Here is a 20324-nt window from a genome sequence, read left to right on the forward strand (position 1 = left end):
GCTCAACGACCGGGTGGGGACGTCGACTCCCGGCCGTTGAGCGAGCTTGCGAGTCGAAACGCCCCGGACGCCGACCCCGCCTCAACCCGAAAGGACGTGCTGGCGTGAACTTCGACGGCATCCTCTTCTTCCCCGTCACCCCGTTCGACGCCGACGACCGCGTCGACGAAGACCTGCTGCGGCAGCACCTCGACACAACGCTCGCGCACGCCCCCGGCGGCGTGTTCCCCGCGTGCGGCACGGGCGAGTTCCATGCCCTCTCCACCGAGGAGGCCACGCGCGTCGTGCAGGTGGCGACCGAGACGGTCGCGGGCCGCGTGCCCGTCGTCGCCGGCACCGGCGGGCCCCTCGGCCACGCCAAGACGCTCGCCCGGGCAGCCGCAGACGCCGGCGCCGACGCACTGCTGGTGCTGCCGCCATACCTGGTCGGCGGTCCCCAGGCGGGACTCGTCGCCTACGTGGAAGCGGTGGCTGCGGCATCCGATCTTCCCGTCGTGATCTACCACCGCGGCACCGCGCAGTATTCGGTCGACTCGGTGCGCCGGCTCGCGCAGAACCCCAAGGTCGTCGGCTTCAAGGACGGCGTGGGCGACGTCGGTCTCGCCCAGCAGATCGTGCGCGCCGTCGCCGCCGAGGGCCGCGACGACTTCGCGTTCTTCAACGGCCTCCTCACGGCGGAGCTGACGCAGGGCGCGTACCGCGGCATCGGCATCCCGCTGTACTCGTCGGCGGCGTTCGCGATGATCCCCGAGGTCGCGGGCGCCTACTACCAGGCGTACGTCGACGGCGACGAGGTGCGCCGCGCGGCGCTGCTCGACGGCTTCTACTCACCGCTCGTGAAGCTGCGGGACGAGACCCCGGGCTTCGGCGTCTCGCTGATCAAGACGGGCCTGCGGCTCGGCGGCCTGCCGGTCGGCTCGGTGCGTGCGCCGCTGGTCGACCCGACTCCCGCGCAGGAGGAGCGCCTCGCCGAGATCCTCGAGGCCGGGCGGGCGCTGCTGTCATGACGAACCCTGCGGAGGCCGGCGTGGTGGCGGACGCCTCGTCCACGGCCGCGCTCGGCGCGGGCGCGGCGTCGTTCGACGCGGCGCCGACGATCGCCGCTTTCGACGCGCGGCTGCTCCGCGTGCCGCTCACGCGCCCGTGGGGCGCCGACGTCACGACGATCGGCGTCATCGCGACGCACGTCGTCCGGTCGGACGGCGCGGAGGGCTGGGGCTTCTCCTGGACGCCGCAGATCGGCGCCGAGGCGGTGCACGCCCTGCTCGCGAACGACATCACCGCCTTCGCCGTCGGCCGGCCGGCCGACCCCGGCTCGGAGTGGCTCTCGCTCTGGCAGCACCTCCACGAGGCCGGTGGCGGCGGGATCACCACCATCGCCATGGCCGGGCTCAATCTCGCACTGTGGGACGCGGCGGTGAGGGATGCCGGAACCTCGCTCACCGGCTTCCTCGGCGCCCAGCGCGAGAGCGTCCGGGCCTACGGCTCGGGCGTGAACCTCCACTACACGCCGGACGAACTGGTCGCCCAGGTGCGGCGCTGGGTCGCCGCCGGGTTCGACGCGGTCAAGGTCAAGGTCGGAAAGCCCGACGTCGCCGAGGACCTCGACCGCATGCGCGCCGTCCGCGAGGTGCTCGGCCCCGATCGCGCGCTCATGATCGACGCGAACCAGCGCTGGGAGCTCGACCGCGCCACGGCGTCGCTCGAGGTGCTCGCCGAGGTGTCGCCGGCATGGATCGAGGAGCCGCTGCGCGCCGACGATCTGTACGGGCACATCGAGCTCTCGAAGCGGCTCGGCGCGTCGAGCCGGATCCCGATCGCGGTCGGCGAGAACCTGCACAACGTCTTCCGGTTCGACGACTTCCTCCGCACCGGCGCCGCGCAGATCGTGCAGCCCAACATCGTGCGCGTCGGCGGCATCACACCGTTCCTGGGCATCGCGGCGATCGCCGCCGAGCACGGCGCCGCGGTGCACCCCCATCTGCTGCCCGAGCTGTCGGGCCAGCTCGCCCTGTGCCTGCGCGCCGTGCCCGGCGTCCCCGAGCCGATGACCGAGGACGTCGAGGACGCCGGCTTCGGCTCGCTCGGCGCTCTCGTCGACGATTCGCCCGTGCGCATCGCGGACGGCATACTCACCGAGGTCGACCACGCCGGTCTCGGCATCCGCTTCTCATGACCGAATTGCGAGCCTCCGGAGGACTCTCATGACCACCGCCATCACCACCACCTCAGCCACCGAACTCGACGCTCTCGCCGCTGCCGCCGCCGCGGCGGCCCCCGTGTGGCGGGCAGCGGATGCCGTGACCCGCGCGTCGTGGCTGCGTGCAGCGGCCGACGCGCTCGACGCGCACACCGACGAGCTCGTCGCGATCGCCGATGAGGAGACCCGCCTCGGCGAGACCCGCCTGCGCGGCGAGGTCGGACGCACCACGGGCCAGCTGCGCCTCTTCGCGAGCGTGGTAGAGGAGGGCTCGTACCTCGAGCTCACCGTCGATGACGCCGACGCATCGGCCGCCCCGCCGCGTCCCGAGCTGCGCCGCATGCTCGTCGGTGTCGGCCCGGTCGCGGTGTTCTCGGCCTCGAACTTCCCATTCGCGTTCTCGGTCGCCGGTGGCGACACCGCGTCGGCGCTCGCGGCCGGCAACCCGGTCATCGTCAAGGCGCACTCGGGGCACCCCCGCCTGTCGGAGCGCACGGCCGCGATCGTCTCTTCCGCGCTCGTGGCGGCCGGTGCGCCCGAGGGTTCGCTGGCGCTCGTCGAAGGCCGTGAGGCAGGCAACGCGCTGGTGCAGCATCCGGTGATCCAGGCTGCCGGTTTCACCGGCTCGCTCACCGGCGGCCGCGCCCTCTTCGACCTCGCGGCGGGGCGCCACGACCCCATCCCGTTCTACGGCGAGCTCGGCTCGGTCAACCCCGTCGTGATCACCTCGACGGCGGCCGCCGCGCGCGGCGAGGCGCTCGCGCAGGGTCTCGTCGGATCGTTCACGCTCGGCGTCGGACAGTTCTGCACCAAGCCCGGCGTGGTGTTCGTGCCCGCCGGCGCGGGCTTCGAAGAGCTCGTCGCCGGCTTCGCTTCCGGAGCCGCCGGCGGACCACTTCTCACCGACCGCATCACCGACGCCTTCCCGGCCGGCATCGAGCACCTGGAGTCCGACCCGTCGGTGTCGGTCGTCGCGCACGGGCTTCCCGTCGAGGCGGGAGCGGCGCAGCCTGTGGTGCTGACGACGGATGCCGCAGCCGTCGCCGCGCGCCCCGAAACGCTGCTCGAGGAATGCTTCGGCCCCGTCACGCTGCTGGTGCGCTATTCGTCGGCCGAGGAGTTGCAGGCCGCCCTCGAGGCGGTGCCCGGGTCGCTCACCGCGACCCTGCACTCGGAGCCCTCCGACGAGGTGGCGGACGTGCTCGAGGTGCTCACCCGCAAGGCCGGCCGCGTGCTCTTCGCGGGCTGGCCGACCGGCGTCGCGGTGACCTGGTCGCAGCAGCACGGCGGCCCCTGGCCCGCGACGACGTCGCTGCACACGTCGGTCGGTGCCACGGCGATCCGCCGCTTCCTCCGGCCGGTCGTGTTCCAGGACGCACCCGAGGCGCTCCTGCCGCCGGTGCTCCGCGACGAGTCCCTCGAGCGCCTGCCGCACCGCCGCAACGGCGTCCTGCAGACCGGGCGCTGAGCCGGCCGGTCCGCGAGCCGATCGGTCCCTGAGCCTGTCGAACGGCGTCCAGGGAGCGGGCTGGCGCTTCTGGACCGCCCGACGCGTTTCGTCTCGCTCGTTCCTCGCTCGCTCAACGACCGGCACCACCGGAGCGCGTGGAAATCCGGACGCGATCCGTCTCCCGGCGCCAAGGACCGGAGACGCGGAGTACCGGGACTGCGGACGCCGTCGATCTCGCTCGCAACACGCGTGATTCCGGTCGTTGAGCGGAGGGCGCTCTAGCGCCCGCAGACGAAACGCCTTGAACCGCCGCGAAGCCCTGGCTCGGATGCGAGTCAGCGGTCGGAGACGGCCCGCGCGAGCTGCGCGCCTGCCTTTTCGAGCCAGTGCCCGGCATCGGCCATCGCCGCCGCACCGGAGCCGGCGAGCTCCGTGAGCGACGCGGTCGCCGCGAAGCCTGCGACATCGGCGTCCGCTGTGATCCGCCCCGCGACCAGCGCGACCGGCACGCCCGCCGACGCGGCGATCGCCGCCACGTGGGCCGGGACCTTGCCGGCGGCCGACTGGCCGTCGTACGAGCCCTCCCCCGTGACCACGGCGGCCGCGTCAGCCACCGCCGCGGCGAGACCCACGAGGTCGGCGACCGCAGCCGATCCGGGCACGAGCGTCGCGCCCCACGCGAGCAGGCCGAACCCCGTCCCGCCGGCGGCGCCTGCGCCCGCGGCATCCGGATCCGTGCCGGTGAATGCGGCCAGCCCCGCGAGCCGCGCCAGCCCAGCGTCGAGCAGGGCGATGTCGTCGGCCGCCGCCCCCTTCTGCGGGCCGAACACCGCCGCCGCGCCCCAAACGCCGAGCAGCGGGTTCGTCACGTCGCTGAGCACCGTCGCACCGTGGGGCGGGAGCGGCGAGAGTCCCGACAGGTCGGCCGATGCCACCGTGGCGAGACCACGGGCGCCGTCCGCGATCGGCGAGCCCGCGGCATCCGCGAATCGCGCACCCAACGCCGTGAGCATGCCCGTTCCGCCGTCGGTCGACGAGCTCGACCCGATGCCCAGCACGAGCCGCGACACCCCGTGGTCAAGGGCGTCGGCGATGGCCTCGCCGAAGCCGCGCGTGTGCGCGTCGAACGCCCGGAGGCGCGGCGGGGTGCCGAGCAGCTCGATGCCACTGGTGTTCGCGAGCTCGACGACGCCGGTTCCGCGCGGCGCGTCAGGGCTCGGCGGAAGGAGGACCCAGGATGCCGCCACCGCCGTGCCCTCCGGACCGGTCACCGTCACCGGCATCCGGCGTGCCCCGGGCACCGCAGCGGCGAACGCGTCGACCGTGCCCTCTCCGCCGTCCGCCATCGGCAGCAGCCGCACGTGGTCGGAGGGGCGCTCGGCGCGCCATCCGGCGGAGAGGGCCGCTGCCGCGGCCGCGGCTCCGATCGTGCCCTTGAACGAGTCGGGCGCGATCACGACGATGCGGGTCATGGCGTCATTCTCCTCGGGCGTGCCGGCGCGTCACTCGCCCGGGTGACGACCGGGCGGAGACATTCGTGCGGGAAAGCGTTATCCTGCCGATCATGGTATCCATGGACTCTGCGGAAACCCAGCCCGAGCGCCCTCGCGCGACGATCGCCACCGGCACCGGGCGCTACGCCGATCCGTGGCATCCGTTCCCCGAGACGTCCGCGTGCATCGCCGCAGCCCTGCGCGACGACGGCTGGAACGTCACGATCGACGACGACGTCGACCACGCCCTCGCGCGCCTCGACGGCGTCGACCTGCTCGTCGTCAACGCCGGCGACCCGTGGCGCCACGGAGACGTCGAGCTCGAGCACTTCGCCGACCCCGTCGCGGACGCGGGGCTGACGGCCGCGATCGCTCGCGGCATCGGCATCGTCGCCGTGCACGCCTCGCTGTCGACGCTGCGCGACCATCCCGCCTGGCGCGAGGCCATCGGCGGCGAGTGGGAACCCGGACGCTCCTGGCACCCGCCCATCGCCGACGCGCACGTGCGGGTCGTCGACGCCGATCACCCGGTGACGGAGGGGATGCCGGGGATCGACGTGTTCGACGAGCGCTACAGCGACCTGGCCGTCGACGACGGCGCCCGCGTGCTCGCCGAGCACGACGTCGACGGCACCGCCCACGCAGCGGTGTGGGTGCGGGAGCAGCCGACCCGGGCGGTCGTGTCGTCGCTCGGGCACGACGCGCGCGCGTACGACTCCCCCGAACACGTGGCGCTGATCCAGCGCGCGGCGCGCTGGGCCGCGCGGGTCTGACGCCGGGCGCCCTCGACAGGTCAACCGCGCTTCCACAGGAGGCTGAATCGAATCAACCTCCTGTGGAAGGCCGGTTGACCTGTCGAAACGCGGGCCGCGGCATCCGTCCCCCCTGTCAGCGGACAGAGGCGCCGCACCGGAGCGGACACAGGCGCCGCACGAGAGCGGGCAGAATGGGATGCGGCGCCGCTCGGCGACCCGAACCCCACGGAGTGACATGACCTGGCTCGTGACCGGAGGCGCCGGCTACATCGGCGCCCACATCGTCCGCGCTCTCGCCGGCGCCGGGCTGACGCCCGTCGTCATCGACGATCTCTCGAGCGGACACGCCACGTTCGTGCCCGAGGACGTGGCGTTCGTGCGCGGCTCGATCCTCGACGTCGACCTCGTCGAGCGGACGCTCCGCGAGCACCAGGTGGACGGGGTCATCCATCTCGCCGGGTTCAAGTACGCCGGCGTTTCCGTGCAGCGACCGCTCCACACCTACGCGCAGAACGTCGAGGGCACGCGCGTGCTCCTCGAGGCCATGCAGGCGGCGGATGCCGCGAACCTCGTCTTCTCGTCGTCGGCGGCCGTCTACGGCACGCCCGACGTGCCGCTCGTGACGGAGGAGCTGCCCAAGCGTCCGGCCTCCCCGTATGGCGAGTCCAAGCTCATCGGCGAGTGGCTCATCCGCGATCAGGCCATCGCGACCGCCGCCTCCGAGCATGCCCTCCGCTACACCGCGCTGCGCTACTTCAACGTCGTCGGCTCCGGCGACCCCGGCGTCTACGACACCAGCCCGCACAACCTGTTCCCGCTCGTCTTCGAGGCGCTGGTCGAGGGACGCACGCCCCGCATCAACGGCGACGACTACGACACCCCCGACGGCACGAACGTGCGCGACTACGTGCACGTGGCCGACATCGCGGCGGCCCACGTCGCGGCGGCGCAGCGCCTTCTGGCGAACCGGCCGATCGAGCCGGCCTATAACCTCGGGTCGCAGAACGGGCTGAGCGTGCGCGAGATCATGGACGCGATGGCACGCGTGACCGGCATCGACTTCACGCCCGAGATCGCCCCACGCCGCGCCGGCGATCCCGACCGCATCGTCGCCACCGGCGAGCTCGCGGCGCGCGACCTCGACTGGAAGAACCGGTACACGGTGGACGAGATGGTCCGCTCCGGCTGGGAGGCCCGCCAGGCCGCTCGCTGACCCGGCCCCTCGCCCGTCGACAAGCTCAGGGACCGCGTCAGCCGGCTCGGGCGAACTCAGCGGGCGGGCGCCGTGCTCGCCCGCACGACGAGTCGCGTCGGCACCGTCTCGAACGCGGCGGGAGCGCCGGCCTCGATCCCGTCGACGAGCGCGGCGACCGCACGCGCCCCGAGCGCGTCGAAGTCCTGATGCACGGTCGTGAGGGGCGGGCGGTAGTCGGCGGCATCCGCCACGTCGTCGAACCCGACGACGCTCACGTGATCCGGCACCGCATGGCCCGCCTCGGCCAACGCGCGGAGCAGCCCGAGCGCCATCTGGTCGTTCGCCGCGAAGACGGCGGTCACACCGTCGATGAGCAGAGCGGATGCCGCGGCGAAGCCCGACGCGGATGTCCAGTCGCCCCGCACCACCGCCGGCACCGTGGCACCGGCTGCCTCGAGGCCGTCCCGCCAGCCGCGCTCGCGCTCCGCAGCGGCGAACGAGCCCGCGGGGCCGGCCAGATGGTGGACCGTCTCATGCCCGAGTTCGAGGAGGTGGTTCACCGCCCCACGCGCGCCGCCGGCGTGATCGGTCTCGATGATGCCGAAGCGGTCGTCGCGCGGCGAGTCGACCACCACGAGCGTCAGCCCCGCCGCGCGGAGGTCGGCCTCCCGCACCCGCTCGGTCGCCTCGTTCAGCACGATCGCACCGTCGACGCCCTGGTCGGAGAGGCGCTCGAAGGCCGCCGACACGTCGCCGTCGGCGCCGAGCGTCACGACGGTGAGGGCGTAGCCGCGGGCGGCTGCGGCATCCGCCACCGCCTGCAGCATGCGGGAGTTGCCGACCGACGCGAGCGTCGAGACCACGAGCCCGATCGTCTGCGTGCGCCCGGTGCGCAGCGCACGGGCGGCGCGGTGCGGGCGGTAGCCGAGCTCGGCCATGGCGGCCTCGACGCGCGTCCGCGTCTCAGGGTCGACGCGAGGGCTGCCGTTGACGACGCGTGACACCGTCTGGCCGGAGACGCCGGCGCGTGCCGCGACATCGGCCATCGAGACCCGTCTCGCCGTCATCTCCCCCGCTTTCCTGCCCCTGAACGGCCCAGAGGTTCTCGGGCACCGACTCGGTCAAAAAGCCACATCACCCGTCCATGTTGACGCTAACATAGCGCGGTTGGTACCGTGTTGACGTGAACACACCTGAGTTTCTGTCAGACGGTGCCGTCCGCGCCGCCGACATCACGTCGCAGACGCTCGGCGCCGGCGTCGTCAAACGCTCGACACGCCTCGCCGACGGACGCGAGCTCATCTACTACGACGACCCGGGCACGACTCTCGGACCCGAGCGGGCGATCGACGCCCGCGAGCTCGCCCCCCGCCCGGACACCGCCACGATGCGGCGCGACGTACTGACGGGCGACTGGGTGTCGGTCGCGGCAGCGCGGCAGAATCGCGCGTTCCTCCCGCCGGCCGAGCTCGACCCGCTCGCCCCGCAGACGCCGACCAACCCCTCCGAGATCCCATCGCGCTACGACGTGGCGGTCTTCGAGAACAAGTCGCCGTCATTCGGCCCGGCACTCGCCGTCGCGCACGGCGATGCACCGGCGGGCCCTCTTGGCGAAGCTCTCATAGGCACAGACGCGCCGCGCGATCTCGACGACCTCGCCGCTCCCGGACTCGGCCGCACGCGCACCAGCGTCGGCCGCTGCGAGGTCGTGTGCTTCAGCCCCGAGCACTCCGGCTCGTTCGGCTCGCTCACCCCGACGCGGGCGCGCACGATCATCGAGACCTGGGCCGATCGCACCGCCGCGCTGTCGGCGCTGCCCGGCGTCGAGCAGGTCTTCCCGTTCGAGAACCGCGGCGAGGCGATCGGCGTGACGCTCCCCCACCCGCACGGGCAGATCTACGCCTACCCGTACATCACGCCGCGCACGACGAGCCTCCTCGCGTCGATCGATCGCGAGGGTCCCGACCTGTTCGCCCGCATCCTCGACTTCGAGCGCGCCGGCGACCGCGTCATCCACGCGGGCGAGCACTGGACCGCGTTCGTGCCGTTCGCCGCTCGCTGGCCCATCGAGATCCACCTGCTGCCGCACCGCCACGTCGCCGACTTCGCCGAGACGACGGATGCCGAGCGCGACGAGCTCGCACCGCTCTACCTCCGACTGCTCCGCGGCATCGATGCGCTCTACGACTCGCCCACTCCGTACATCGCGGCGTGGCACCAGGCGCCGGTGCACCGCGGGCGCGACACCGCGCGCCTGCACCTGCAGCTCACGTCACCCCGCCGCGCGGCCGACAAGCTCAAGTTCCTCGCCGGATCCGAGGCCGCCATGGGCGCCTGGATCGGCGACATCCCGCCCGAGACGGCCGCCGCAAGGCTGCGCGAGGCCGTCGCATCCGTCCCCGAGGAGACCCTGTGACCACCACCGACACCCGCACGCCGCGGGCGCGCGACACCGCCGACGCCGCCCGCGCGCTCTTCGCCGAGCGCTTCGGCATCGAGCCCGTCGGCACCTGGTCGGCACCCGGCCGCGTGAACCTCATCGGCGAGCACACCGACTACAACGACGGGTTCGTGCTGCCGTTCGCGATCCAGCACCGCACGCACGTCGCCCTCGCGCCGCGCACCGACGGCCTGTTCCGCGTGCGCGTCGCGTCGACGTTCGACGACGCGACGGCCGAGGTCGAGCTGGACGAGCTCGACGCGCTGTTCCCCGACCGGCGCGACGACGTGCCGGAGTGGGCCCGCTATCCCCTGGGCGTGGCGTGGGCGCTGCTCGCAGCATCCGATACCGACCCCTCCACCGTCACCGGCGTCGACCTCGCCTTCGCCTCGAACGTGCCCATCGGCGCCGGCCTGTCGTCGTCGGCGGCGATCGAAGGCGCGACCGCCGTCGCCCTCGCCGAGACGTGGGGTGTGGTCCCACTCGACCTCGTCGCGCTCGCGAAGGTCGGCCGTCGCGCCGAGAACGAGGCCGTCGGCGCGCCCACCGGGATCATGGACCAGATGGCGTCGCTGCTCGGCCGCGCCGACGCCGCGATCTTCCTGGACTGCCGCTCGCTCGAGGCACAGGTGATCGACCTCGGGTTCGCGGATGCCGGTCTCGAGCTCGTCGTCATCGACACCGGTGTGAAGCACTCGCACGCGACCGGAGGCTACGGCGAGCGCCGCGCGGCGTGCGAGCGGGGCGCGGCAGCGCTCGGCGTTCCCGCGCTGCGCGACGTGACGCCCGACGACCTCCCGCGCCTCGCCGAGCTCGTCGACGACGTGACCTTCCGCCGCGTCCGGCACGTCGTGACCGAGAACCAGCGCGTGCTCGACACGGTCCGCACCCTGCGCGAACAGGGACCCGCCGCGATCGGCGACCTCCTCGTCGCGTCGCACGCGTCGATGCGCGACGACTTCGAGATCTCGGTGCCCGAGCTCGACACGGCGGTCGAGGCGGCGCTGTCGGCCGGCGCCGTGGGCGCCCGCATGACCGGCGGCGGCTTCGGCGGCGCCGCAATCGCGCTGGTGTCGCACGACCGCGTGCAGGCCGTGACGGATGCCGCCACCGCCGCCTTCGCCGCCGCGGGATTCGCCGCTCCGACGATCTTCACGGTGTCGCCCTCCGCCGGCGCCGCCCGCGACTGACCCCCTCGACCCCTCGCCTCCTGCCCCGCCCGCCCGCGGTTTCCTCGTCTCGACCCCTTGTTCACTTGCGCTGAACGTACGCCGATCCCGCGTGAGAGCGTACGTTCAGCGCAAGTGAAATCGCGAGGAACGAGGGGACACACCGAGCGCAAGCCCTGGCGGGAATGGATAGGAGCGGCCTAGCGTCGAACGCAGGGCCGCGGCATCCGTTCGCGGCGTGGAAGGAGCGATCGTGGCGTACATCACCGTCGGAACCGAGAACTCGGTCGACGTCGACCTCTACTACACCGACCAGGGGCCCTCCGATGCCCAGCCGGTGGTGCTGATCCACGGCTTCCCGTTGAACGGCGAGTCGTGGGGCAAGCAGCAGGCCGCGCTGCTCGATGGCGGGTTCCGGGTGATCGCGTACGACCGCCGGGGCTTCGGCGCGTCGACGAAGGCGGGTGCGGGGTACGACTACGACACGTTCGCGGCCGACCTGCATGCGCTCATCGAAGACCTCGACCTGCGCGACGCGGTGCTCGTCGGCTTCTCGATGGGCACCGGTGAGATCGCACGCTACCTGGCGCGGTACGGCAGCGGCCGCGTCGCCAAGGCGGCGTTCCTCGGCTCGCTCGAGCCGTACCTGCTCAAGACCGACGAAAACCCCGACGGAGCGGGTCCGCAGGAGTTCTTCGACGGCATCGCCCAATCGGTGCGCGACGACCGCTACGCGTTCATCACCGCGTTCCTGAAGGACTTCTACAACCTCGACGACAACCTCGGCACGCGCATCTCGCAGCAGGCCGTGGACGCCAGCGCACAGGTCGCGAACCTCGCCGGCAACACGGCGATCGCCGCCGCGCCGCTGACGTGGCCGACGGACTTCCGGGCCGACATCGGCGCGGTCGACGTGCCGGCACTCATCCTCCACGGCACCGCCGACAACATCCTGCCGATCGACGCGACTGCGCGCCGGTTCAAGGACCTCCTCCCCGACGCGACGTACGTCGAACTCCAGGGCGCCCCGCACGGGCTCCTGTGGACGCACGGCGCGGAGGTCAACGAGGCCCTGCTGGCGTTCCTCCACCGCTGACCGCACGACGCGACGGATGCCCCGGCACCAGGTGCCGGGGCATCCGTCGTTCCGATGTCAGGACTGCACGCGGCGGCGGCGCAGCACGACCGCGAACGCGCCCGCGGCGATGAGGGCGGCGGCGAGCCCGGCGGTCACCGCCAGTCCGGCGCCGTCGGCCCCGGTTGCGGCCAGAGGGCCGGTCACGGTCACCTCGGTCCAGCCGATGACGTTGCCGTCGGCGTCCAGCACCACCAAGCGGTGCTCGCCCGGGGCGACGCCCGCGGGCAGGGTCACCGTCACGGTGCCTGCGGCGCTCACCACGTGGGCACCGAGCAGGATCGGGGCGGAGTGCAGCCACACCCACACGGTGTCGCCTGCGTACTGCGTGCCGACGGAGAGCGTCACCGTCTGCCCTGGCGCCACCGAGGTGGGCGCGTCCACCTGCCCGCGCGTCGCGTCGGTGAGCTGTGCGTCCGTCACCGGCCCGGGAGTGCCCGGCGTGCCCGGGGTCGGGGTGGGGCCACCCGGCTCACTCGGGCCGCCGGGCTCACCCGGGCCGCCGGTCGCCGGGCACGGCAGGGTGCCCGCGCGCAGCGAGTGCCCGTCGGTGTCGCCGTCGTCGGCCCACACGACCTCCTGGAAGCCGCTGGCGCATGTGGACACGGGTGCGACGGCCATGCCCTCGTTGTTGAGGTTCGCCATCCCGGCCGGCCGCACGTAGGAGTGCGCGACGTCGAAGTCGCCGTCGACGACGGTCAGGAGGTTGTAGACGCCGCCGCAGCCGTCGTCGCACAGCGCCCACAGCGCGGCACGATCCGCGTCGTACGCGACATCCATCGACCACGGCAGGCCGGAGCTCTCGACCTTCACCTCGACCGGTGCCGCTCCGGCGGCGAGCGAGAAGAAGTGCAGCGCTCCCGTGGCCTCGACGGCCGTCACGAACAGTCCGGGCGTGGCGTGGGCGGCGGCCGCGTAGGCGACGCCGTCCACCTTCCAGCCGGACTCGACGAGGAATTCGTCGGGCACGTAGGTGATGCCTTCGAGGCCGAGGTTCGTGCCGGTCGACACGAAGCCGTTCACGTCCCACTCGTGGGTCGCGACGAGCTCGGTCGTGGCCGGCGTCACGGCACCCACGTCGAAGCGGGCGACCTTGTTGTACGACGTGGACTTGGCTCGACCGTTGTCGCGCTCGGAGGTGATGTAGGCGGCGCCGTCCGGGCCGATCGTCACTCCCTCGGCATCCAGTTCGCCGCCCCCGTCGGCGAAGCGGAGCGGGAGGCCGCCGTCCCACTCGGGGAACGCCGCGTACACGCCGTCGACCTTGTGCATCTTGAAGAGGCGGCCCTTGTTCATGACGACCCAGAGGATGCTCGGGTCAGCCGGATCGAAGGCCGCGCCCGACACATCGCCCTCGTCGTTCGCGTCGAGGTCGGTGAAGGCGTCGACCGCGTCGACGACGGACACGGTGGCGGCGCCCGGCCAGGCCTCGGTGACCAGTCCGGGGCACGCGTTCACCGCGCCCCACGTTGCCATCGGGGTCTCGACGTACGAGACGGTGCCGAACAGGTCGCAGCGGCTGTACGAGGCGATGCCGTCCTCGTACCAGGTGTGGGCGACCACGCTGGCGCCGTCGACGGCCCGGCGGATGGTGAGCGAGTCGGCACTGTCGAGGCCGGCGATGTCGTCGCCGACGTAGAAGGCGCCGGCCGCGATCGTGGTGTCGGCGGGGACCGTGTGCACCACCGCGCCGTCGGAGTCGACCAGCTGCCAGCCCGAGATGTCCGCCGTCTCAGCGCCGGTATTGAGGAGCTCGGCCTTGCCACCGACGTTGGAGACCTCGTTGAGCACGACCGCTGTGGTGAGGCGCCGTGACTTCGTCTCGCACGACGGGGTGTTGTCCTGTCCGAAGCTGTTCGCGGTCACGCGCCAGAAGTCGTCCGACGCGTCGGGGCAGGCCGCGAAGGCGCGCGCGTCGGAGTCGTACGTGTCCGAGACGCCGCCGTCGCCGTCGCCGTAGGCCTGCTGGTCGATCAGCTGGCGGGTCGCCGCGTCGGCACCGGGGCCGTAGAGCTTGACGGCGTCACCCTCTCCGGAGAGGCCCTTCTTCGAGCTGAAGGCGACGTAGCCGCCGGCGGGGATGATCCATGAGCCGGCCGGCTCGAACGAATCGCCGTCCCACACCTTGAGGTCCGCGAGGGTCAGCGGCGAGGCGCCCGTGGCCGCACCGCTGTCGGTCTGGTGCCAGCCTTCGATGGTGACGTCGTGGGAGCCGGTGTTGACCAGCTCGACGGCATCGCCGAAGCCCGGATTGCCCGGGTCGTCGTCATTGAGCGAGGCGATCTCGTTGATCTCGATGTCGTCCCAGTTCGGGTCGAGCGCCGGCGCGGGGGTCGGCGTCGGCGTCGGCGTCGGCGTGCACGCGTTGGCGGCGGCAGGGCTCGGCGTCGTCGCCTGGAAGGCGCCGATCCCGTCGGCGCAGCGACCCCACGTGGTCGCATGGACGCCGGCCGGCCACGTGGTGGTGTCGACGAGGGTTGCGGAGTCAGGGAGGTAGAGGTTCGCCTCGTCGCCCTTGCCGAGTCCGGCCGCGGTGTAGTCGACCTTTACGAAGCCGCCCGGCTGGAGCGTGGTCCCAGCAGCGATCGCCTGAAGGTGGGCGGCGTCGGAGAGGCGGGCGTTGTCGGCGAGCAGCCAGCCCGAGATGTCGACGGCGTCGCCACCGGTGTTCGTCAGCTCGATCCAGTCCCCGGGGTCGGAGCTGACCTCGTTGATGCGGATCTGGTCGCCCACCGCCGCCGACGCGGGCGCCGCCGCGAACACGGTGACTGGGACGAAGCCGATGAGTGCGGCCAGAGCGGCGGCGATGCCGCGGTGATGCGTGTGCACGGGGGGTTCCTCGCGAGTCGTGCCGGCCCCAGACCGGCATCCGAATGGACCCCTGGAGCGTCACAGCGCGGGGAGAACGAGAGGTGAACGACGCGCGAACGCCGCCCATACGCGGCACCAACCGCCCACAGGCCCGACCCGTCCGGAGGCGCGAAAGGGTAGATCTCCGCACGGCGAGCGCGCGGAAATCTACCCTTTCGGCGTTCCGGGACGGGCTACTGCTGCGAGGCGTTCGCCATCGCGATGAGGCCGTCGATCATCTCGGGGCTCGTGCCCGCACCGTCGCCGCCTCCGAGCGCGCCCATCATGCCGATGCGGCCGATCGGGAACGACTCCATCATCTTCGACATGTCGACGCCCTCGGGCATGATCGATGCGGCGCTCTGGTCGAGACCGCCCATCATCTGCGCGATCGCGGCCTGCACGATGGGGCCCGCGACCGGGTGGCGCAGCACCTCACCCATCGACGACGTGCGCGACAGCGGCAGGGTGAACTCGTCGCCCGTGACCGCGACCGCGACGGTCGAACGGATGTCGCGGCTCGAGGCTGCGACATCGACCGTGTACTCGCCGCCTTCGACGACCCAGCGGTCGGCGCGGATGTCCCAGTACGCGAGATCCTTGCGACGCACCGTGAGAGTCACGACCTGGGTCTCGCCTGGCTTGAGAGCGACCGAGGCGAAGGCCTTGAGCTCTCGCGGCGCGCGCTGCACCGACGAGCCCGGCAGCGACGTGTAGACCTGCACGACCTCTCGGCCCGCACGCTCGCCGGTGTTGGTGACCGCGACGGTCACCTCGACGTCGCCGTCCGCGTCGACCGCGGCTGCGGCATCCGCGTACGAGAAGCTCGTGTACGAGAGTCCGTGGCCGAACGGGAAGCCCACCTCGAGGCGGCGCGCGTCGTACCAGCGGTAGCCGACGAAGAGGCCCTCACCGTAGCGGGTGTGCGAGAACTCGCCGGGGAAGTCGAGGAATGCCGGGGTGTCCTCGAGGCGCACCGGGATGGTCTCGGTCAGCTTCGCCGACGGGTTGACCGCCCCGAACAGCACGTCGGCCGTCGCGCCGCCGCCGGCCTGGCCGAGCAGCCAGGCCTCGAGGATCGCGGGCACGCGGTCGGCGAACGGCAGCGCCACGACGCCGCCGTTCGAGAGCACGACGACGGTGTTCGGGTTGGCGGCGAGCACGGCGTCGAGCAGTTCGAGCTGTGCGGCCGGCAGGTCGATGTCGTCGCGGTCGTAGCCCTCGGACTCGAGACGGGCCGGCAGACCGAGGAACACCACGGCGACGTCGGCAGCGGATGCCGCGGCCACGGCCCCGTCGCGGAGCGCCACGGTCTCTTCGGCCGAGACCTCCAGCGCGTTGCTGAAGCCCTGCGCGTAGGCGACGTCACCGGTCGAGAGCGCGCTGATCTCGTCGAGCGCGGTGTCGAGGCGCGTCGGGTTGATCATCGACGACCCGGCGCCCTGGTAGCGCGGCTTCGCGGCGAACTCGCCGATGACCGCGAGCTTCGCGTCCTTCGCGAGCGGCAGGACGCCGGCGTTCTTGAGCAGCACGATCGAGCGGCCGGCGGCCTCGCGCGCGAGGGCGTGGTGCGCGTCGACGTCGAGCGGTCCCGCGCCCGCTCCGGCGCCGTCGGTCGCCTTGCGCACGAGGTCGAGCACGCGGCCGGCGGCGACATCCACCACGGACTCATCGAGCGAGCCGTCCTGCACCGCAGCGACGATCTGCGCGTCGGTGACGCCGTTCGACGACGGCATCTCGAGGTCCATGCCCGCGGCGAGGCCCGGGACGCGCTCGTTGACCGCGCCCCAGTCCGACACCACGAGGCCCTCGAAGCCCCACTCGTCGCGCAGCACCTGCGTCAGCAGCCACGGGTCCTCCGACGCGTACACGCCGTTGATGCGGTTGTACGAGCACATGACCGTCCAGGGCTGTGCGTCCTCGACCACCCGCTGGAACCCGCGCAGGTAGATCTCGCGCAGCGGCCGCGGGTCGACGTCCGAGGAGGACCGCATGCGGTCGTCCTCCTGGTTGTTGGCGGCGAAGTGCTTGAGCGAGGTGCCGACGCCCTTCGACTGGATGCCGTTCACGATCGCGGCGCCGAGCACGCCCGAGACGATCGGGTCTTCGGAGAGGTACTCGAAGTTGCGGCCGCACAGCGGCGAGCGCTTGATGTTGATGCCGGGGCCGAGGAGCACCGCGACGTTCTCGATCGACGTCTCGGTGCCGAGCGCTTCGCCGACGCGGTGGATCAGGTCGACGTCCCACGACGAGCCGAGTCCGACGGCCGGCGGGAAGCAGGTGGCCGGCACGCTGTCACCGATGCCGAGGTGGTCACCGCCCTCGCGCTGCTTGCGCAGACCGTGCGGGCCGTCGGTGACCATGATCGCCGGAACGCTCACGCGCTCGACGGGCTTGGTGTACCAGAAGCTCGCGCCGCTGGTGAGCGACGCCTTCTCTTCGAGGGTCAGTTCCGTGACATCGGGGATGCTCATCGGGTTCCTTTCATCGGGAATGCGGGTCGGGGGTCGGGTCGCGGGCGCCCGGGTTCAGCTCAGCGGACGGCCTTGATCGGCCAGATCGCGAAGGCGCCCAGGATGCCGAGCACGATCGCGACCGGGAACAGACCCTGGTAGCCGAACACGAGCACGATGGCGCCCGCTAAGCCCGGGGCGAGGGTCTGCGGCAGTGTCGCAGCGATGTTGACGACGCCGAGGTCCTTGGCGAACGACTTCGCAGACGGCGCTGTCATGGGCGGATCCTTGCTTTCGGGTATCGCGCGACTCGACGGTGAGCCACTCGCGGAAAACCTTACGTCATTTGGTTTTGAAAAATCAAGCGTTGTTCGGGTTTACTGTCCCTATGAGAGACAGCGGCGGCACGGGGCGGCGGGGCTCCTACGCGAAAGGCGTCGCGAAGCGCGAGGAGATCCTCACCCGCGCACTCGACGTCATCGCCCGCGAGGGCTACCGCGGGGCCTCCATCAAAGAGCTGGCGGATGCCGTCGGCCTGAGCCAGGCGGGACTGCTCCACTACTTCGGCAGCAAGGAGGAGCTCTTCACCGAGATCCTCCGAAAACGCGACGAACTGGACTCGGTCGATCAGGGGCTCGCCGGCGACCTGCACCAGGGCCTCGTCGCGGAGGCAACGCCGCTCCCCGACATCCGGGCCGGCTACCTCAGCGTCATCCGCCACAACGCCGACGTCCCCGGCCTCGTGCATCTGTTCGCCCGACTGTCGGTCGATGCCGCCGATCCGGGGCATCCCGCCCACCAGTTCTTCGTCACTCGCGGTGAGAACCTCCGCGGGTTCTTCGCCGAGGCGATCGCCGCCCAGCAGGAGTCCGGCGAGATCACCGATCGGGTCGACGCCGACACCCTGGCTCGGATCTTCCAGGCTGTCGCGGACGGCCTGCAGGTGCAGTGGATGCTGGAACCCGACGTCGACATGGCCGCCACGGTCGACGCCCTGTTCGAGCTGCTGTCCGCCCGCCCCGCCGGCGGCGAGGGTGCGACGGACGACGCCACCGGTCGTTGAGGAAGGGCGGGACGGGCGACACGAGCGCCCTGACCGCCGAGCGGCGCCTGGTCAGATCCCGAGCGGATCCGAGAGGAGCCGCATACGCGCGTCGCGCTGCGCACCGCGCAGAGCGGCGTCAGCCCCCAGCGCGCTGCCGACCACCGGCGCGACCGGAAGCACCGGCGCCCGCGCGATGCGGGGCTGGATCGTGCGGAACACCGCGTCGACGTCGGCCGCGAGCGCTGCGGCGAAGCCGCCGAGCACGATGACGTCCGGCGCGACGGTCAGCGCCACGATCTGCAGCGTGCGCGCGATCTCCGGGACCGCGCCCCGCCACACGCCCACCGCGGGCTCCGTTCCGGCCTGCACCTGTGCGACGAACGCCTCCAGCGCGACGGTCAGCCCCTCCGCGGCCGCCAGAGCGCCGAGGTCCGACCGTGCCAGCAGAACGTCAGGCCCGGCGACGGTGACGAGGCACCCGCGCTGGCCGCACGCGCAGCGCGTGCCGTCCGGCACCACCGGCAGATGACCGAGCGCCGCCCCGAGGACGCGGGTGCCGGCGACCTCGTCGGTCAGGACGATCGCGCCGCCGATGCCCGAGTCGGCCTTGAGGTAGAGGAGCGTGTCGCCGCCCACGGCGGCGTGCTCGGCGAGCGCGGCGACGTCGGAGTCCGGCACCAGCCGGGCATCGCCACCCGCCTCCTCGAACGCGGTGAGCGCGGCTGAGCGAGCGCGTAGGAGCCCGAGGAGGTCGACCTCGCCCCAGTCGAGATCGGTGTCGGCGAGCACCCGGACCGGCGTGCCGCCGACGGGCGCCCACACCACGACGCACACGTCCGCGATCCGTCGGCCCGTCGCGGCGATGCGCTCGGCGGCCTCATCGACGACTCCGGCCAGCACGTCGGCGATGGCGGCGGGGTCGCCCATCGGCCGTCCGTGACGCCGCGAGACGCGGGTGAGCTCCTCCCCCGACAGGGTGCCGGCGACCGCTGTGGCATGGTCGGCGTCGAGCATCACGATCAGCACGCACGGGGCGGATGCCGCGAGCACGAGCATCGTCCGCGGCCGGCCCATCCCGGCCGGCGCCACGACGTCGCTCTCTTCGACGAGCCCGGCATCGATGAGCTCGGCGACCAGGGACGTCACCGAGCCGCGCGACAGCCCGGTCGCATCGGCGATGTCGGCGCGCGCCTCCCCGGCGCCCTCGAGCACACGCCCCAGCACGAGGCCGAGGTTGTGCCGGCGGACGTCCGGGGTCGCGAGAGGCATGATCGCCATCGTAGGCCGGGGCGGGCCCGGCGACGCCCGCCCCGCCCCGGTCAGGTCACGGCTGCGCCGCGAAGTGCGTGTCGTTGACCGTCTTGACGGTCCACCTGCCGGCCGTGTAGGTCAGCAGGTTGACGGCGCCGTTCGCCAGCCCGGTCGGGGGCAGGAGGTGCGCCGCGCCGAGGTCGACGAGCAGGCACGAGATGGACAGACCGCTCGAGACCACCAGCACGTTGTCGTCCCGATGCTTCGCGGCATCCTCCGCGATCGCGTCCAGCGAGTCCTGCATGCGGTCAGAGACCTCCTCGCAGTCCTCGGCGGGCAGTGCCGGCACCGGGTTGGTGGCCTTGATCGCGTCGGTCAGCTGCCCGAGCGTCGGCTCGGTGATCCCCTGCTGCGCCAGGCCGCCGAACACGGCGGCGCCCATCTCGCTCTGCTTCGCACCCTCCCAGCCGCCGAAGTTCAGCTCGCGCAGACGCTCGTCTCGCGTGGCCGACAGCTTCGAGCCCATGCCCTCCAGCATGAGCGTCGCGGTCTCATGGTGGCGCACCATGTCGGACGAGTACGCGGCATCCATCTGTCCGGTCTCGGTGCCGAGGTTCGCGCCGATCGTCGTCGCACTGGAGCGACCGGCCGCGGTCAGCGGCGAGTCCGACCAGCCCTGCACCAGGTGCAGCGCGTTGAGCATCGTCTCTCCGTGGCGGGTCAGGTACACCTGCACGACGGCGTCGCGGTTCGAGGTCGGCGGGTTCGCTGCGGTGGTGGCCGTCGCTTCGACAGGGGCCGCCGCCCAGCCGCCGAGCGCGGTGGCTCCCAGCACGGCGGCAGTGGCGAGGGCGATCCGCGCAGTCTTTCGGGTCATGTCATCTCCTT

16 protein-coding genes are annotated in these 20324 nt (G+C 72.4%); 9 read left to right on the forward strand and 7 right to left on the reverse strand.

From position 1 onward, the window contains the following. The first annotated feature begins 104 nt into the window (after positions 1–104). The 3 genes from B1729_RS02085 to B1729_RS02095 are packed head-to-tail and all read left to right on the forward strand — an operon-like array spanning position 105 to position 3668. Positions 105–1007, forward strand: coding sequence for a 5-dehydro-4-deoxyglucarate dehydratase (locus B1729_RS02085; protein WP_163630438.1), 903 nt, complete (start codon positions 105–107; stop codon positions 1005–1007). Continuing rightward, a complete protein-coding gene (locus B1729_RS02090) occupies positions 1004–2176 on the forward strand; it encodes a mandelate racemase/muconate lactonizing enzyme family protein (protein WP_163617730.1) in 1173 nt (390 codons plus the stop codon). Before B1729_RS02085 ends, B1729_RS02090 begins: the two co-directional genes overlap by 4 nt. A 28-nt stretch (positions 2177–2204) precedes the next feature. Continuing rightward, entirely contained in the window at positions 2205–3668 is a 1464-nt protein-coding gene (locus tag B1729_RS02095; protein ID WP_163630440.1) for an aldehyde dehydrogenase (NADP(+)), read from the forward strand. Between the two features lie 317 nt (positions 3669–3985). Here the strand turns inward: B1729_RS02095 and B1729_RS02100 are convergent, their stop codons facing one another. Beyond that, positions 3986–5122, reverse strand: a complete 1137-nt coding sequence (locus B1729_RS02100) for a glycerate kinase (protein ID WP_163630442.1) — start codon at positions 5120–5122, stop codon at positions 3986–3988. 101 nt (positions 5123–5223) lie between these two features. Between B1729_RS02100 and B1729_RS02105 the strand changes: the two genes are divergently transcribed. Together B1729_RS02105 and galE are read left to right on the forward strand one after the other, a co-directional pair. Further along, the gene (locus B1729_RS02105) at positions 5224–5916 is read left to right on the forward strand and encodes a ThuA domain-containing protein (protein WP_163630443.1); all 693 of its coding nucleotides are present in this window, start codon (positions 5224–5226) and stop codon (positions 5914–5916) included. Between the two features lie 217 nt (positions 5917–6133). Next, positions 6134–7111, forward strand: a complete 978-nt coding sequence (gene galE, locus B1729_RS02110) for a UDP-glucose 4-epimerase GalE (protein WP_163630445.1) — start codon at positions 6134–6136, stop codon at positions 7109–7111. Positions 7112–7167: 56 nt separating this feature from the next. Here galE and B1729_RS02115 read toward each other — a convergent pair whose 3' ends face one another. Then, positions 7168–8160, reverse strand: coding sequence for a LacI family DNA-binding transcriptional regulator (locus B1729_RS02115; RefSeq protein WP_163630447.1), 993 nt, complete (start codon positions 8158–8160; stop codon positions 7168–7170). Positions 8161–8324: 164 nt separating this feature from the next. Here B1729_RS02115 and galT point away from each other — a divergent pair, with 164 nt between their 5' ends. From galT to B1729_RS02130, 3 genes are all read left to right on the forward strand, one after another. Beyond that, entirely contained in the window at positions 8325–9509 is a 1185-nt protein-coding gene (galT, locus tag B1729_RS02120) for a galactose-1-phosphate uridylyltransferase (RefSeq protein WP_204318842.1), read from the forward strand. Beyond that, positions 9506–10723 carry a galactokinase gene (galK, locus tag B1729_RS02125; protein ID WP_163630449.1) on the forward strand — a complete coding sequence of 406 codons (1218 nt, stop codon included), beginning with the start codon at positions 9506–9508 and terminating at the stop codon, positions 10721–10723. Before galT ends, galK begins: the two co-directional genes overlap by 4 nt. Before the next feature lie 232 nt (positions 10724–10955). After that, on the forward strand, positions 10956–11798 hold the full coding sequence (locus B1729_RS02130; protein WP_163630451.1) for an alpha/beta hydrolase: 843 nt from the start codon (positions 10956–10958) through the stop codon (positions 11796–11798). A gap of 57 nt (positions 11799–11855) precedes the next feature. Here B1729_RS02130 and B1729_RS02135 read toward each other — a convergent pair whose 3' ends face one another. From B1729_RS02135 to B1729_RS02145, 3 genes are all read right to left on the reverse strand, one after another. Then, positions 11856–14666, reverse strand: a complete 2811-nt coding sequence (locus tag B1729_RS02135; protein WP_163630453.1) for a lamin tail domain-containing protein — start codon at positions 14664–14666, stop codon at positions 11856–11858. Between the two features lie 215 nt (positions 14667–14881). Next, complete coding sequence (locus B1729_RS02140; RefSeq protein WP_163630454.1) at positions 14882–17161, reverse strand: glycoside hydrolase family 3 C-terminal domain-containing protein; 2280 nt, start codon at positions 17159–17161, stop codon at positions 14882–14884. Between the two features lie 59 nt (positions 17162–17220). Next, positions 17221–17418 (reverse strand): hypothetical protein, encoded by a 198-nt coding sequence (locus B1729_RS02145; RefSeq protein WP_239539324.1) that lies wholly within the window; start codon positions 17416–17418, stop codon positions 17221–17223. Positions 17419–17528: 110 nt separating this feature from the next. Between B1729_RS02145 and B1729_RS02150 the strand changes: the two genes are divergently transcribed. Further along, positions 17529–18203, forward strand: a complete 675-nt coding sequence (locus B1729_RS02150) for a TetR/AcrR family transcriptional regulator (protein ID WP_163630456.1) — start codon at positions 17529–17531, stop codon at positions 18201–18203. A 51-nt stretch (positions 18204–18254) separates the two neighbouring features. On the opposite strand, the gene B1729_RS02155 is transcribed toward B1729_RS02150, so the two are convergent. Together B1729_RS02155 and B1729_RS02160 are read right to left on the reverse strand one after the other, a co-directional pair. Continuing rightward, positions 18255–19454: an ROK family transcriptional regulator gene (locus B1729_RS02155; protein ID WP_163630458.1), complete on the reverse strand. Its 1200-nt coding sequence runs from the start codon at positions 19452–19454 to the stop codon at positions 18255–18257. A gap of 55 nt (positions 19455–19509) precedes the next feature. Continuing rightward, positions 19510–20313, reverse strand: a complete 804-nt coding sequence (locus B1729_RS02160) for a histidine phosphatase family protein (protein WP_163630460.1) — start codon at positions 20311–20313, stop codon at positions 19510–19512. Positions 20314–20324: the final 11 nt, after the last annotated feature.

The sequence above is a fragment of the Microbacterium sp. B35-04 genome (assembly GCF_010634885.1).
GTDB lineage: Bacteria > Actinomycetota > Actinomycetes > Actinomycetales > Microbacteriaceae > Microbacterium.